This window comes from Roseivirga spongicola, assembly GCF_034376045.1.
Taxonomy (GTDB): domain Bacteria; phylum Bacteroidota; class Bacteroidia; order Cytophagales; family Cyclobacteriaceae; genus Roseivirga; species Roseivirga spongicola.
Genome location: NZ_CP139724.1, coordinates 1,330,326 through 1,345,617, shown reverse-complemented (window position 1 = coordinate 1,345,617; position 15,292 = coordinate 1,330,326). Strand labels below are relative to the sequence as shown.

Annotated in this window: 14 protein-coding genes; 8 read left to right on the top strand and 6 right to left on the bottom strand. The window is 40.4% G+C overall.

All coding sequences use genetic code 11. The annotated features are described in order from the left end of the window. The first annotated feature begins 49 nt into the window (after positions 1–49). Entirely contained in the window at positions 50–463 is a 414-nt protein-coding gene (locus T7867_RS06080) for a TlpA disulfide reductase family protein (RefSeq protein WP_068216831.1), read from the top strand. Positions 464–474: 11 nt separating this feature from the next. Continuing rightward, positions 475–1,086 carry a thioredoxin family protein gene (locus T7867_RS06075; protein WP_068216829.1) on the top strand — a complete coding sequence of 204 codons (612 nt, stop codon included), beginning with the start codon at positions 475–477 and terminating at the stop codon, positions 1,084–1,086. Positions 1,087–1,133: 47 nt separating this feature from the next. Here the strand turns inward: T7867_RS06075 and T7867_RS06070 are convergent, their stop codons facing one another. The 5 genes from T7867_RS06070 to fumC form a co-directional block, all read right to left on the bottom strand. Continuing rightward, positions 1,134–2,669: a GH3 auxin-responsive promoter family protein gene (locus tag T7867_RS06070; protein WP_068216828.1), complete on the bottom strand. Its 1,536-nt coding sequence runs from the start codon at positions 2,667–2,669 to the stop codon at positions 1,134–1,136. Continuing rightward, entirely contained in the window at positions 2,670–3,401 is a 732-nt protein-coding gene (gene lptB / locus T7867_RS06065; RefSeq protein WP_068216826.1) for an LPS export ABC transporter ATP-binding protein, read from the bottom strand. Between the two features lie 10 nt (positions 3,402–3,411). After that, positions 3,412–5,115 (bottom strand): single-stranded-DNA-specific exonuclease RecJ, encoded by a 1,704-nt coding sequence (recJ, locus tag T7867_RS06060; RefSeq protein WP_068216824.1) that lies wholly within the window; start codon positions 5,113–5,115, stop codon positions 3,412–3,414. Between the two features lie 87 nt (positions 5,116–5,202). After that, a complete protein-coding gene (locus T7867_RS06055; RefSeq protein WP_068216822.1) occupies positions 5,203–5,859 on the bottom strand; it encodes a hypothetical protein in 657 nt (218 codons plus the stop codon). A 47-nt stretch (positions 5,860–5,906) separates the two neighbouring features. After that, positions 5,907–7,307, bottom strand: a complete 1,401-nt coding sequence (gene fumC / locus T7867_RS06050; protein ID WP_068216820.1) for a class II fumarate hydratase — start codon at positions 7,305–7,307, stop codon at positions 5,907–5,909. A gap of 303 nt (positions 7,308–7,610) precedes the next feature. Between fumC and T7867_RS06045 the strand changes: the two genes are divergently transcribed. The 3 genes from T7867_RS06045 (at position 7,611) to T7867_RS06035 (ending at position 10,389) form a co-directional block, all read left to right on the top strand. Next, positions 7,611–8,315, top strand: a complete 705-nt coding sequence (locus tag T7867_RS06045) for a LiaF transmembrane domain-containing protein (protein ID WP_157717520.1) — start codon at positions 7,611–7,613, stop codon at positions 8,313–8,315. A 281-nt stretch (positions 8,316–8,596) separates the two neighbouring features. Beyond that, positions 8,597–9,652 (top strand): sensor histidine kinase, encoded by a 1,056-nt coding sequence (locus T7867_RS06040; protein ID WP_068216817.1) that lies wholly within the window; start codon positions 8,597–8,599, stop codon positions 9,650–9,652. Next, entirely contained in the window at positions 9,649–10,389 is a 741-nt protein-coding gene (locus T7867_RS06035; protein WP_068216816.1) for a LytR/AlgR family response regulator transcription factor, read from the top strand. Before T7867_RS06040 ends, T7867_RS06035 begins: the two co-directional genes overlap by 4 nt. A 163-nt stretch (positions 10,390–10,552) precedes the next feature. On the opposite strand, the gene T7867_RS06030 is transcribed toward T7867_RS06035, so the two are convergent. After that, positions 10,553–11,563: a Fic family protein gene (locus T7867_RS06030; protein ID WP_245660205.1), complete on the bottom strand. Its 1,011-nt coding sequence runs from the start codon at positions 11,561–11,563 to the stop codon at positions 10,553–10,555. 284 nt (positions 11,564–11,847) lie between these two features. Between T7867_RS06030 and T7867_RS06025 the strand changes: the two genes are divergently transcribed. The 3 genes from T7867_RS06025 (at position 11,848) to T7867_RS06015 (ending at position 15,289) form a co-directional block, all read left to right on the top strand. Continuing rightward, positions 11,848–14,013 (top strand): TonB-dependent receptor, encoded by a 2,166-nt coding sequence (locus tag T7867_RS06025; RefSeq protein WP_068216812.1) that lies wholly within the window; start codon positions 11,848–11,850, stop codon positions 14,011–14,013. 11 nt (positions 14,014–14,024) lie between these two features. Next, entirely contained in the window at positions 14,025–14,459 is a 435-nt protein-coding gene (locus T7867_RS06020) for a DUF2141 domain-containing protein (protein ID WP_068216810.1), read from the top strand. A 185-nt stretch (positions 14,460–14,644) separates the two neighbouring features. Further along, positions 14,645–15,289 carry a tetratricopeptide repeat protein gene (locus T7867_RS06015; RefSeq protein ID WP_068216807.1) on the top strand — a complete coding sequence of 215 codons (645 nt, stop codon included), beginning with the start codon at positions 14,645–14,647 and terminating at the stop codon, positions 15,287–15,289. Positions 15,290–15,292 lie beyond the last annotated feature (3 nt).

The window sequence follows — 15,292 nt, the reverse complement described above, 5'->3', positions numbered from 1 at the left end:
TCTCATACTTTTGTTTGCGCTAGTAACTTCCTGTTCAGAAAAGCGGAGAATGGAAGTTGTTAAGTTCGAAGCCCTCCAAGACATTATGGAGACCAATTCTGAAAAAGTTGAGGTTATTAATTTTTGGGCCACTTGGTGTAAACCTTGTATTGCTGAGATTCCTTATTTCCAAAAACTACACGAAACGAATGACGAAGTAAGAGTAACGCTGGTTTCACTAGATTTTGCAGATGAGTTTCAAAAGAAGGTGATGCCATTTGTAGAGAAAAACGGCATTTCGGCAGATGTCATTCTGCTCGATAATATTGATTACAATTCATGGATAGATAAGGTAGACCCATCTTGGAGTGGGGCTATACCAGCAACTTTGGTGATCAACCATAAAAATGGAAAGCGAAAGTTTGTGGAAAAGGAGTTGGAAGAAGGGGAAATAGAGTCAATCGTAATGGAATTAACTGATTAAACTATAGAACCATGCAAGCCTTAAAAGCATTAGCGCTTACGGGAATTCTACTGTTGTCCAACTTTGGAAGCAAAGAGAATGGCCTTGGTGTTGGCGACAAAGCAGCCGACTTTAACCTAAAGAATGTAGATGGTAAAATGATATCTCTTAGTAGCAATAAGGCGGCTAAGGGTTACATTTTGGTTTTTACTTGTAATACCTGTCCTTATGCCAATATGTATGAGCAGAGAATAATAGACTTACATAATAAGTATGCAGGCCAAGGCTACCCTGTTTTAGCTATACAGCCGAATGATACAGGAAAGTCTCCGGGAGATTCTTTCGAGAATATGCAAGCAAGAGCAAAAGAGAAGGCCTATCCCTTTCCGTATGTCATTGATGAAACACAGCAAACCACTACTACTTATGGTGCTACTAATACACCACAGGTATATGTTTTGAATAAGGTTTCGGACAATAATTTTAGAGTGGAGTATATTGGCGCTATAGATAATAACAGTAGAAATGCATCTGCTGCCAGCAAGCATTATGTTCAAGAGGCAGTAGATAGCCTGATTGCTGGGGCCGATGTATCTACAAAAAGCACGAAAGCTATTGGCTGCACTATTAAGTGGAGCAATTAACCAATCAGAGTTTACTTGATAAGAAGGGCGGTGTCAACCGCCTTTTTTTATAGGCTCAGCTCTGAGTTGCTGATAAGTTTTAGAATATCATCCAGATATTCTCTGGTATTAGAAAGGCGGGGCACTTTGTTCTGACCACCAAGCTTTCCCCTTCTTTTCATCCACTCGTAGAAGGTGCCTGGTTGCGCCATGTGTACAATTGGTAAGCCTAAGGCTAAACTTTTGTGTCTCTTGGCATCGTAATCTGAGTTGATTCTACGAAGTGTTGCATCCAAAACTTTTGTAAACTCCTCTAAGCTGCTTGGCTCTTGTTCAAATTCTACAATCCACTCGTGAGAAGCTTTTTCTTCGCCTCCAAAGTATTTAGGGGCTGCAGTAAAGTTGTTGATCTGAGCGCCAGTTTGTTCACATGCTTCAGAGATCGCGCGTTCAGCGTTCTCTACTACTACCTCTTCGCCAAAGGCATTGATAAAGTGTTTGGTGCGGCCAGAAATCTTGATTTTATACGGGTCCGTAGAGGTGAAAACAACTGTATCACCAATCATATACCTCCAAAGGCCTGCATTAGTAGAAATAAGAATGGCATAATGCTCGCCAACTTTCACTTCATCTAAGCCAATCACTTTTGGGTTCTCCTTGTGTATTTCAGGATAAGGAATGAACTCGTAGTAGATTCCGTAATCCAGCATTAGTAGCATGTCGTCAGAATCAGGTTCAAACTGAATTCCAAAAAATCCTTCAGAGGCATTGTATGTTTCCATATACCTCATTTTATCTGAAGGAATCAGCTTCTGGAAAATGCTTCTGTATGGCCCAAATGCCACTGCTCCATGAAAGAAGACCTCTAGGTTTGGCCAGACCTCCGTGATGTCTTTGGCTCTTTTTAATTCTATTATTCGCTGAAGAAGAACTATTGTCCAGGTTGGTACTCCAGAAATGCTGGTAACATTTTCATCCATGGTTACCTCTGCCATTTTCTGAATCTTAGACTCCCACTCATCCATTAGCGCAATGTCTAATGTTGGAGTTCTAACAAAGCGTGTCCAATAAGGCAGATTAGACATGATTACTGCTGACACATCGCCATAGAACGACTCACTATTGCTATCGTGTTGGTTTACTTGTTGGCTGCCACCAATGGTAAGCCCCTTTCCATCGAACATTTTAGTGTCTGGAAAATGATTGCAATAAATGCTCAAAAGGTCCTTTCCACCTTTAAAATGGCAATCTTCTAATGCTTCATAAGAAACAGGAATGAACTTGCTACGAGCATTGGTGGTGCCAGAAGATTTAGCGAACCACTTCACATCTGAAGGCCAGAGCAGGTTCTGCTCTCCAGCCATGTTTCTTTCTATATATGGGCTTATTTCTTCATAGGAAAACACTGGAATCATTTTGCGGAACTGTTCCACATTGTGAACATCGGCAAAACCGTAAGTACGACCGAATTCAGTGTTTCTAGCCGTAGTGACTAGCTTTTTGAACAACTCATCCTGAACATCATGAGGGTATTTCATGAAGAGTTCAATTTGGTGCATGCGTTTCTTCATGACCCAAGTAAGGATGGAGTTGATAATGGCCATTTAGATTTTTCTTTTTAGCTCGAAGTGTTGGCCAAGATACACTTTTCTTACCTGTTCATCAGCAGCTAACTCCTCTGCAGTTCCAGCTTTGAGTAGTTTTCCTTCGAACATCAGGTAGGCCCTATCGGTAATTGAAAGTGTTTCTTGTACGTTATGGTCTGTAATTAGAATTCCGATGTTTCTGTTTTTGAGCTGAGCCACAATGCTTTGTATTTCTTCTACCGCAATAGGATCTACTCCTGCAAATGGCTCATCTAATAGAACAAAACTCGGATCTACGGAAAGTGCTCGGGCAATTTCGGTTCTTCTTCTTTCTCCTCCGGAAAGTACTCTACCGAGGTTTTTCCTTACATGAGTTAAAGAAAACTCTTCTAATAGAGACTCCATTTTCTCTTTCTGCTCGGCCTTGCTGAGTTTGGTCATTTCTAACACAGCCATAATGTTTTGCTCTACCGTAAGCTTTCGAAAAACCGAAGGTTCTTGTGCTAAATAACCAATGCCCATTTGAGCTCGCTTAAACATGGGCAGGGGTGTAATGTCTTCTTTATCGAGATGAATTCGCCCTTCATTGGGTTTTACAAGCCCTACAATCATGTAGAAAGTGGTTGTTTTACCAGCACCATTGGGGCCTAAAAGTCCTACTATTTCTCCCTGGTTTACCTCAACAGATACGCTGTTAACAACTTTTCTCTTTTTATAGGTCTTAACCAGATTGTCAGCAATGAGCTTCATTCATTAAAATTTAGTCGTCAAACTTGATGTCTTTGACAAAGAGCTGAAGGGTTTTGTGCCCTCTAAAATCATTTTCTTCTACCGTAAAGGCCATCTGAAATTTCAGTCCGCAATTTACAAGATCGTAATATTCGCCCAAGCCAAATCCTATGGCATCGTAAGCAACATTAGTGCCTTCTTGTTTTGCAGTGAACTTAAGGTGCTGTTCTTTCAAAAGTTTAACATTTGTAGCCTGAATTTGCTCTGTCATGAATACGGGCTGCATGTTCTGAGGCCCGAAAGGAGCCATCTGATTTACCACGTTGAAAAACTTCCGATCAATTTCTTCTAAGCGAATAACGGTGTCAATATAAAGCGAAGGAATGAGTTGCTCATCCGTAATTTGGCGAGCCACCACTTCTTGGAACTTCTTTTGAAATGCTGCCACATTATCTACAGACATGGTTACTCCTGCCGCATACATGTGCCCGCCAAATTGCTCTAGCAAGTCAGAACATTCGGAAATGGCGGCATAAACATCAAAACCGTCTACAGACCTTGCCGAGCCAGTCACTTTATCGTTCGATTCAGTAAGAATTACGGTAGGGCGATAGAATTTCTCTATACAGCGAGAAGCCACAATTCCAATAACTCCTTTGTGCCAATCTTCTTTATATAAAACGGTAGCCTTAGCATGTGTTAGACTATCGTTAGTAGTAATCATCTGGATGGCCTCTTCGGTAATGGTATTGTCAAAGTCTCTACGAACATCATTCTTGGTGTTCACCATATCAGCCAGGAGGTTGGCTTCTTCTTCGTCTTTTGCCAAAAGTAAAGCCACGGCAGAACCTGCATGATCCATTCGGCCAGCTGCGTTGATTCTTGGGCCTATGCCGAAAACAATTCCCGAAATGGTCAGGTCGCGGTTTCCTTTACATAAATCGATCAGTGCTTTTAGCCCAGGCCTAGGAGACTGATTTAGTTTCTTCAATCCGAAATAGGCTAATACTCTATTCTCTCCTGTAATAGGAACAATGTCTGAGGCAATGGAAACAGCCATTAGGTCTAGAAACTGATATAGTTCTTCAATCTCAAAACCGCTTTGCAGACAGAAGCCATGAAGTAGCTTAAAGCCTACCCCACAGCCAGAAAGTTCTTTGTATGGATAATTACAGTCTACCTGTTTTGGGTCTAATACAGCATAGGCATTTGGAGTCTCCTCTCCAGGTGTGTGGTGATCACAAATGATAACATCTATGCCCAGTTCGTTTGCTAGATCTACTTTTTCTAGCGCCTTTATGCCGCAATCTAGTGTTACAATAAGTGAATAACCGTTCTGAGATGCATATCGAATACCATCTTCCGAAACACCGTAACCCTCTTTATATCTGTCGGGAATATAGTATTCTAGCTTTTGATAAAACTTAGAAAGAAAGCCGTAAAACGTGGCCACTGCGGTGGTGCCATCTACATCGTAATCTCCATAAACCAAAATGCTTTCTTCGTTGGCAATGGCCTCCGTTAAGCGATTGACCGCCCTGTCCATGTCCTTCATTAAGAAGGGGTCATGTAGTTGGTCTAAAGTTGGTCTAAAGAAAGACTTGGCTTCGTTGAAAGAGCTTATACCCTTTTGATTAATCAGCTTGGCCAGTGTATGGCTCACGTTTAATTCTTGCTGAAGGGTATTTATAGCGTCACCATCAAAATCCTCATTAAAAATCCACCTCTTCTGCATTCTCTAAATTTAAAGGATATTCAGGTTTATTGTATAAAAAAAGCAGTGCCTGTGTTAGACACTGCCTTTAGTAATGTAAAAATATTATTAGTTAGAGCCAGAAACTCCTGGTAAAACGTCTTTTAAAGGCACTCTTTGACCATCTCTGTAAGGAACAATCCAAGCATCTTCAACGCCCATTTCTCTTAGGTATCTCTTTAGCACGTTTGCGTCTTCATAATTTCTGAAGTTGCCAATTACGTACTTTCTCAAGTCGTCTGCGCCTTCTTCAGAAAACTCCTTAGATGAATTAGCATACTTCTCTAAATCCATTTTTCTGAAGGCTCCTACCTGAACTTTGAAAACCACTCCAATTGAGAAGTCTTCACCATTGATCAGATCTGGGTTATAGGCAGGTCTTTTTGATTGGTCAGCTTTAAGCTTTTCAATCTCATTTTGAGCCGCTTGATAAGCTGCCTGCATTCTAGTTACCTGCTTTTGAAGGTCGCTGATTCTCTCGTCTTTGGAAGAAACTTGAGACTCTAAGCTACTGATATCACCCTCCATGCTGGCAATCTCTGCTTTTTGGCTAGTGTTTTCTTCATAAAGAATCATGAAGTCTTCTGGAGACATCTTCTTCTTTTTCTTCTTCCACTCTCTTTTTTCCTTCTTAGTCAATGGTCGATTTTCAGAAGTTTGAGCTATGGCTACGCTAGCCACCATAATTCCCAAAATCAGAGTAAATAATGCCTTTTGAGCTTTCATAGGAGTTGGTTTATCAAATTCTTTGTGTACAAATTAGCTTATTCTTATCAGCTTTTCAAACTACCAATCATATCCTCAGGTCTTACCCATTCATCGAATTCATCGGCAGTTAAATAGCCTAAGTTCACTGCTTCTTCTTTTAGAGTAGTCCCATTTTCGTGAGCTGTTTTGGCAATTTTCGCAGCCTTTTCATAGCCAATTTTGGTGTTCAATGCAGTAACCAACATTAGCGAGTTATTCAGGTGTTGTTGAATGCTTTTGTGGTTTGGCTCTATTCCAATAGCACAATTCTCTTCGAACGATACACAAGCATCACCAATCAAACGAGCAGACTGTAAAACGTTGTATGCCATTACCGGCTTAAATACGTTCAGTTCGTAGTGGCCTTGAGTTCCGCCAACGGTTACGGCAACATCGTTACCCATTACCTGAGCACAAACCATGGTCATGGCTTCGCACTGCGTTGGGTTTACTTTTCCTGGCATTATAGAAGAGCCAGGTTCGTTTGAAGGAATAATGATTTCACCAATTCCTGAACGAGGGCCAGAAGCTAACATTCTAATGTCATTGGCAATTTTATTTAATGAAACAGCAAGTTGCTTTAAAGCACCATGAGTTTCTACAAGTGCATCGTGCGCAGCAAGTGCTTCGAATTTGTTTTCTGCAGAAACGAATGGAAGACCAGTAAATTCAGCAATTTTCTTTGCTACCAAATCAGCATAACCTTCTGGAGTGTTAATTCCCGTTCCTACCGCTGTACCACCAAGGGCAAGTTCAGAAAGGTGATCTAATGTATTTCTCAATGCTTTCAACCCGTGATTTAATTGAGAAACATAACCAGAAAACTCTTGACCTAAAGTAAGCGGAGTAGCATCCATCAAATGAGTTCTACCGATTTTCACCACTTTCATGAAAGCTTCAGATTTAGCTTTCAAAGTGTCTCTTAGCTTTTCAACACCCGGAATGGTAGTTTCTACCACCATTTTGTAGCAGGCAATGTGCATTCCTGTAGGGTAGGTGTCGTTAGAAGATTGAGACTTATTCACATCGTCATTTGGGTGAACCAAACTTGTGCCTTCTCCTAGAGTGTTACCAGCAATTACATGAGAACGGTTAGAAACCACTTCATTCACATTCATGTTCGACTGTGTTCCAGAACCTGTTTGCCATACTACTAATGGAAACTGATCGTCATGCTGACCATCAAGAATTTCGTCACATACTTTAGAAATAAGGTCTCTTTTCTCTTCACTTAAAACACCTAATTCGCAGTTAGTATGAGCAGCTGCTTTTTTAAGGTAAGCGAAACCATATACCACCTCCAGTGGCATACTGGCTTCAGGACCAATTTTGAAGTTGTTTCTTGAACGTTCGGTTTGAGCACCCCAATACTTATCGGCAGGTACTTTTACCTCACCCATTGTGTCTTTTTCTATTCTGTATTCCATAGTGTTCTGTATGTTTTTCAGAGGAAGCCAAAATTAGGCATTGAAAGCCTGTAATTGAAAGGAATTCAATCTTATTCACCGATAACTACTTAAAGGGTAAAAGTTTTGGTCGAACCGTACTGACGTTTACCGAGGCGGGGCGTTCGTTTACCGATTTCTCTAGTCGTTGAAGTACCCAACAAGCGTACATTTGAGTAGTCAAAAACAAAAAACAACGATTTGGATCAAGGTTTGGTCGCCTGAAGCCCAAAAGTCAAAAACTCAAAAAACAACAACGAAAAACTCAAAATCATGGATTCTCAAATGAATAGACGTGTTTTAATTGGTGCCCTCTTCTTGATAATTGGAGCGGTGCTTACGCTAGATAACCTAGACATATTCGATTTTCACTTACCTGGGTATTTGTTCAGATGGCATACCTTCTTGGTTGTGATAGGTATTTTCATTGCAACGGTTAGAGAAAAGTTGGGTGTGGGTATAACCCTCATTATAGTAGGAGGAATCTTTCTGCTGAACGACATGGCCGATTATTATTGGTGGGACTTTGACTTCAGAGATATTTTCAGATTATGGCCTCTGGTGTTTGTGGCAGTAGGTGCCTCATTGATACTGAAGAGAACTAGCCATAACAGGGATTACGAAAAAAAAAACATTGACGGAAGTCACGACCTCGACTACGTTGACGAACTGGCCGTATTCGGAGGAGCAGAGAGAATGGTCACCTCAAAGCAATTCAAGGGCGGCAAACTCACTTCAATATTTGGAGGAACAGATTTAAATCTGATGAACGCAGATCTTAACCATGGCACGAATGTTTTGGATGTATTTATTCTGTTTGGCGGCTGCGATATTCGCGTACCTTCTGATATGAACGTGAAAGTGAAGGTTACCGCAATTTTTGGTGGGTTCTCTGACGAAAGAAAGATGATTGCAGATAACGAAGCCAACAACGGTAAAGAACTCATTGTACAAGGACTGGTCCTCTTTGGCGGTGGTAGTGTAAAATAAACCACTATGGGCTGAAAGCGCACCATAGTTTTAAAAGCAACCGAAAGTCGCTTTGAATGGCGGACTTAGAAAATGTACGATCTTAGATTTACGATTGACGTCAATCAAAATTCGTACCTCGTAAATTCCTGGATGCTTTTTAGAAGCTAAAGCGAAATGCACTGAAGTGCATAGTTTTAACTCCTTTTGTGACTAATAAATAAGAGCCTCTCAAAAGGAGAGGCCTTTTCATGAAACAGGTTTCTAAATTTTACTAAATTCCGCCTTCGGGCGGTTTTTTTATGCAGCATCCTTTCCTCAAGAACAGAAACTTTATTCCATACATTACCACTTGGGTAATGATTGCTGCCGTTTTCGGTTTTGCACTTTATAATTTCTATGGCCTAACTTGGCAAACAGCACTTATAGACTCTTTGGTGTTTAATGCTCTGTTTATGGGTTTGGGCTTAGCCTATTGGTTCAACGTTCGCTATAGCACTTTCGATAAATCACAGTTAATCAATCAGGTGATTAGTCACTTGGCTGCTGCGGCCATTTCCATTTTGGTTGGCGTTTTCCTTTTTAAGATGATTGTTACGCCAATGGTTAAAGAAGAGTATTACGAGACTTTTGTGAAAGACTCTATGCCGTTGCGTGGTGCTCTTGGAGTACTTTATTACGCTATTGTAGTACTCATTTACTACCTTATTCTCTACTATGACGACCTGAACACAAAGTCTCAGAGACAGGCCCAGTTAGAAACCATGCTCAAAAGTTCTGAGCTTGAAATGCTGAAGTCTCAGATTAACCCCCACTTTATCTTCAATAGCCTCAACTCAATTTCTTCGCTTACCATGATTGCGCCAGACAGGGCGCGCGAAATGGTGGTAAAACTTTCAGATTTTCTTCGATACTCTTTGGGAAAAGAGAATGACCAGATGAATTCGGTGGAGGATGAAATCAATAACATCATGCTTTATCTGGATATTGAGCGGGTAAGATTTGGTGATCGGTTAAAAGTTGAAAAAGAGGTTGCCGAAAATGTAAAGGATCACAAGTTACCCAACCTGATATTGCAACCGCTTTTCGAGAATGCCATTAAGCATGGTATCTACGAAAGCTTAGAAGAAATAACCATTCAGTTGAAAGCTTGGAAAGATGGCAACTTGTTGAAAATTCAGGTAAGTAATGAATACGATCCAAATGCAGTATCCAGAAAAGGCAAAGGTATTGGCTTGAAAAATGTTCGCGAAAGGCTGTCGCTCATTTATGGAGTGAGCCAATTGGTGGAGGTTAGCAAAACAGATGGTATTTTCACGATAAGGTTAGACATTCCTCAAACTATAGCAGACTCATGAAGGCAGTAATTATAGACGATGAAAATTTGGCAAGAGAGCTTATTAAGGCTTATCTCAAAAAGTTCGATCAGGTAGAAATTATTGCTGAGTGTTCCGATGGTTTTCAGGGGTTAAAGGCTATTCAACAACATAATCCAGATTTGATCTTTCTCGACATTCAAATGCCGAAAATCACTGGGTTCGAGATGTTGGAGCTTATTGAAAATCCGCCTGTGGTTATCTTCAGCACTGCTTTCGATCAGTATGCCATTAAAGCCTTCGAGCTAAATGCCACTGACTATCTGCTGAAGCCTTATTCTGAAGCTCGTTTTGAAGAGGCCGTTAAAAAGGCCTTAGCTAAAATAGGTCAGAAGGAAAGCAACCAAAAGGAGTTGGAAGGCTTAAAAGAAACTAGGTCTGAGCAAGAAAGTCTAGACCGTATTGTGGTGAAGACGGGAAACAAAATTCAGATTCTAGCGCTTAATCAGGTTCATCACTTTGAGGCGCAAGACGATTATGTGGCCATTCATTCTGATCAAGGTAAGTTTCTGAAACTAATGCGTATGAAAGCGCTAGAGAATGGTTTACCCACAGGAGACTTTGTGAGAATTCATCGGTCTCATATTGTCAATGTAAAGCATATTGAAAAGCTGGAGCTTTATGAGAAGGACTCTTACATTCTCTACCTCAAAAACGGTCAGCAACTACCCGTTAGTAGAAGCGGTCATGGCAGGTTGAAAGAGGTTTTGAGGTATTAGACTCTACTTACCTCTCTCAAAATCATAATCATTTTGGAATTGAATCCAAAATAAACATAATCATTTTGGATTTTGAGTCAATTTGAACTTAACATGTATAGAAAATCGCAAATTCTATACATGTCGTTAGTGACGTGTATAGTTTTGATATACTTTCTATACATTACTTAACCCCTTCGCTTAGAAGTTTAAAGAGCTCAATGTTAACGTAGTAATTCGAACGACCAAGCTTTTGCTTATTGAGAATGCCCATTTCCGTTAAGATATTCAAGTAACGCGTTGAAGTAATTCTTGAGATATGTAGGTCTTTCTGAAGCCTGTCTATCTTGGTATAAGGATGTCGGAAAAGGTTGTTGATCAAGTCTTGGCTATATATTCCTGATTGCTCTTCTCTAATTCTCTTTTTAGTTGAAAGCATTAATGATTTAATGGCTTTGATTAGAATAACAGTCTCTTTTGAAGTCTCTTCTACTGCTTTGAGCATAAATATAACCCAAGGTTCCCACTCGTTAGAGACTCTAGTAGATTGTAGTAGTTCGTAATATTCAGGTCTGTTTTTAATTATATACCTACTGAGATACAAAACAGGTAGGTTGAGCAATCCTTCATTGATAAGGTATAGTATATTGATGATTCTTCCTGTTCTGCCGTTGCCATCAAAGAATGGGTGTATGCTTTCGAACTGATGATGAATAATAGCCATTCTCACCAATGGGTCAGCATCGTAGGCTAAGTCGTTATTGATGAACTTTTCAAGGTTGCTTAGCAGCTCTTGAATGGTTTGAAAGTCTTGTGGTGGGGTGTATACAACTTCTCCTGTAAGATCATTTTTTAAGACAGTTCCGGGTACTTTCCTCACTCCAGCACTATTCCCTTCGATGATTTCTTGAATTTTCAAGATACTATTAGTGGTAAGGATTCGATCTCTTCGAATGGTATCGAATCCATATTTAAGAGCTTCTGCATATCGATGTACCTCTTTGGCAGAAGCTGAAGCAAAATCCTCTTTATCTACTTCAGATCTATACAATTCATCGTGAGTAGTGACAATATTCTCGATGGCGGAACTGTCTTTAGCTTCTTGCAGAGAAAGAGTGTCTATAAGGATCTGTTCATTCGGGATGGTGCTAGCTGCTCCTTTGAGTTCGGCTAATGACGCCCTTGCCTCGGTCAAAAGTTTAAGAACTTTCCGAGTTTCTATTCTTTCTAGAGGAACGTTTGGGGGCAGGAAGGGTAAATTCATATGTATAGAAATTGAATAAATATATACATATCAAACTTAACATGTATAGAAAATCGCAAATTCTATACATGTCGTTAGTGACGTGTATAGTTTTGATATACTTTCTATACATGTTGAACTTTACAACTCATCTTCTCAATTCTACAGTTCGGTAAGACTTATTTAGTAAAGGACTGAGTTCGCAGCACCTTTGGTTTATCAAAAGCCCAACGGTCATGCAAAAACTCATCAACTTATTTCTAATGCTTGTTTTGTCAGCACAGGCATTTGCTCAAACTCAAATCAAAGGCGTGGTTCGGGATGGTCAAGGTCAAACCATTCCCGGAGCCAATATCTATCTGAAAGACACCTTCGATGGAGCCGTTAGCCAAAATGACGGTTCATTCACTTTCGAGACTTATGAAGAGGGAAGCCATATTCTGGTGGTTAGCTTTATTGGCTTCAAAACGCTTGAAAAGCCTGTTCAGGTTGAAGAAAAATCAATTACTCTGGAGCTTAAGCTCGAGGAAGAAATTAATAAAATAGATGGTGTTACCATTACGGCTGGTTCTTATGAAGCAGGTGAAGTAAAAAAGAACACTGTACTTAAGCCGCTCGACATTGCAACTACTGCCAGTGCAGTTGGTGATATTATGGGAGCCATCAATACCTTACCAGGAACAGCCACCGTTGGCGAGTCGGGCAGACTATTTGTCCGTGGTGGCGAAGGCTACGAGACCAAAGTATTTATAGATGGACTTGAGGTTAGAAATGCCTTTGGAGCTACTGCACCTAATGTGCCAACTCGTGGTCGTTTTAGTCCTTTTCTCTTCAAAGGAACCTCTTTTAGTACTGGAGGATATTCTGCAGAGTATGGTCAGGCATTGTCTTCGGCTTTGGTACTGAACTCCAACGATATGCCAACCCAGTCTCAGGCAGATATTTCTATAATGTCTGTAGGTGGAGATGTGGCTTACACCAAAAAATGGGATAAAACGAGTGTGTCTGGTAAAGTGCTCTACACCGATTTCAGGCCATATCAGAACTTAATTAAGCAGCGATTCGATTGGGAGGAAGCACCAAGTTCTGTGGGTTCTGAGTTTGTAATCAGGCATAAGGTGAGTCAAACAGGCATAGTTAAAGTTTACCTGAATACTGATAGATCGAGCTTTTCCATCAAGCAAGAGAATATTAATCGGAACAATGTTAAGGACACTTTCGACCTTGAGAATAGATATTTCTATTTGAATGCTAGCTATAAAGATATTCTCAATAAGCAGTGGTCAATAAAATCTGGCGTTTCTGTTACCAATAATAAAGATAACCTGAGCTTAAACCGTAATGGACTGTTTGGCCAAGAATTGGGCATGCACTCGAAGCTTGCGCTTCAGTGGGATGCTAGTGAAAAACTATCAGTAAACATGGGGGCCGATTGGTTCAGCAGAGAGTATTTGCAAAGAACCAATCCCTTAAACGAGAGTCCGTTTAAGACAAGCTTTAAAGAGAACATCATGGCCAATTTTGTGGAGGCCGATTATTATGCGTCAAATAGATTTGTGGTAAGAGCGGGTTTACGGAGCGAATACACTTCACTCACCGACCAGCATTTTATGAGCCCAAGGGTTGCCATGTCTTACAAATTGAATAATGAAGGTCAGTTTTCGCTGGCATATGGTCAATTTGTACAGGCTCCTCAAAACGAATACAGTATTGTACAACCGGCTCTTAAGCCAGAAAGAGCCACCCATTATATTCTTAATTATCAACATATTAAGAACGATAGAATATTCAGAGTCGAAACGTATTATAAGGATTATGAAGACTTGGTAAAGTTTGAGGTGGAAAGAGACTTTGATCCGAATAATTATAACAACAATGGTTTCGGAAGTGCGAAAGGGTTAGATGTTTTCTGGAGAGATAATAAAACCATCAAGAATACGGATTATTGGGTGTCTTACTCCTACGTAGATTCTGAAAGGGAATATCAGAACTTCGATCAGTTAATGACTCCGTCCTTCCTATCGGCACATAACTTTTCGGTAGTGGTAAAACATATGATAGACCCGATCAGAACCCAAGTAGGGGCTTCGTACAACTTTGCTTCTGCTCGCCATTTTCATAACCCTAACCAAGCTGGCTTTCAGAACAGCAGTACACCAGCTTATCACGATGTGAGTTTAAATGCGGCAGTATTGCTCAAGCAGAACATCATCCTTTATATGTCTTCGTCCAATATATTCGGAAGAGAGAACATTTTCGGATATGAATATGCAGATCAGGCCAATGATCAAGGTGTTTTTGAAAGTAGGGTAATAGGTCAGGCAGCTAAGCGATTTGTATTTGTAGGGCTGTTCATAACTCTAACAAAAGATAAGCAAACTAATCAATTAGATAATTTATAAAGTCAAATAACATGAAAGTATTATTAACAACGCTATTAAGCTTAGTACTGATTTTGGGTAGTACAAGCCAATCGAAAACGGTTTCTATCACTGTTCAAGTTGATGGATTGAAAAACAAAAATGGATATGTAGCCATCGGGCTTTTCGATGGCTATGGAGACTTCCCTGAAGGTGATGGTTTCGCCTCAAAATATGTGGAGGCCGATGGCTCAAGTGTAGAGGTTACCTTCGATAAGCTAGAACCAGGAGAGTATGCCATCGCTGTACTTCACGATGAAAATGGAAATGAGGAAATGGATTATAATGAATATGGTATGCCAGAAGAGGGCTTTGCATTCTCGAATAATGCCATGGGTCAAGATGGGCCTCCAAGTTTTGGTGATGCCTCTTTCGAAGTGAGCTCGGATAAGGTAGTTTCTATTGATATGGTCTACCTCTCTTACTAAGAGAAACCTTTGACGAACTTTAAGATAGAGCTACAGCTTAGGCCTCGGCTCACGAGAGTATCATGGCTACAAGTTCGTCAAAGTTAATACTAACTACAGTTCATCTGCTAAACTCTACAGTTCAGTCAGACTCTTTTCTTCACCTATTTTTAAGACAATACTTTTAGCTCACAAACTCAAGAACAATGAAAAAACTAGTAGTAATAATCGGAATTTTAGTAGCAGGTTTAACCGTAAACGCACAAAGTCAACAAGCCTACATAGGTGCCATGAGCAAAGGTTTACAGTCAATGGGAGAAGCCCGAACTATGGAAGACTGGCAAGGAGTTGCTGGCCAATTCGAGCGCATTTCTGCTAAGGTATCAGATCAATGGCATTCTCATTATTATGCTGCATTGGCTTACATTAACATGTCTTTCAGAGCCAATGATGTATCGGAAAAAGATAAACTTACAGACAAAGCTCAGGAATATATTGACGTAGCCAAAAAGATAGCTCCAAACCACTCAGAGGTTGTGGCTTTGCAAGGCTTTAAGTACATGATCGAACTTTCTGCCGACCCTGTAAGCCGTGGTCAAAATATGTCACCAATGGCTATGCAACAGTTTGGTAAAGCCCTAAACATCGATCCAAACAACCCAAGGGCTAATGTTTTTCTTGCTCAAATGGAAATGGGGATGGCTCAATTCTTCGGCTCTCCTACCGATAAAGCCTGTGAAAAGGGACAAAAGGCACTAGAACTCTTCAATGCTGCTTCAAAGGAGCAAACTTTAGACCCAACTTGGGGTAAGGAAACTGCGGAAGAATTAGTTAAGCAGTGCGGTAAATAATTA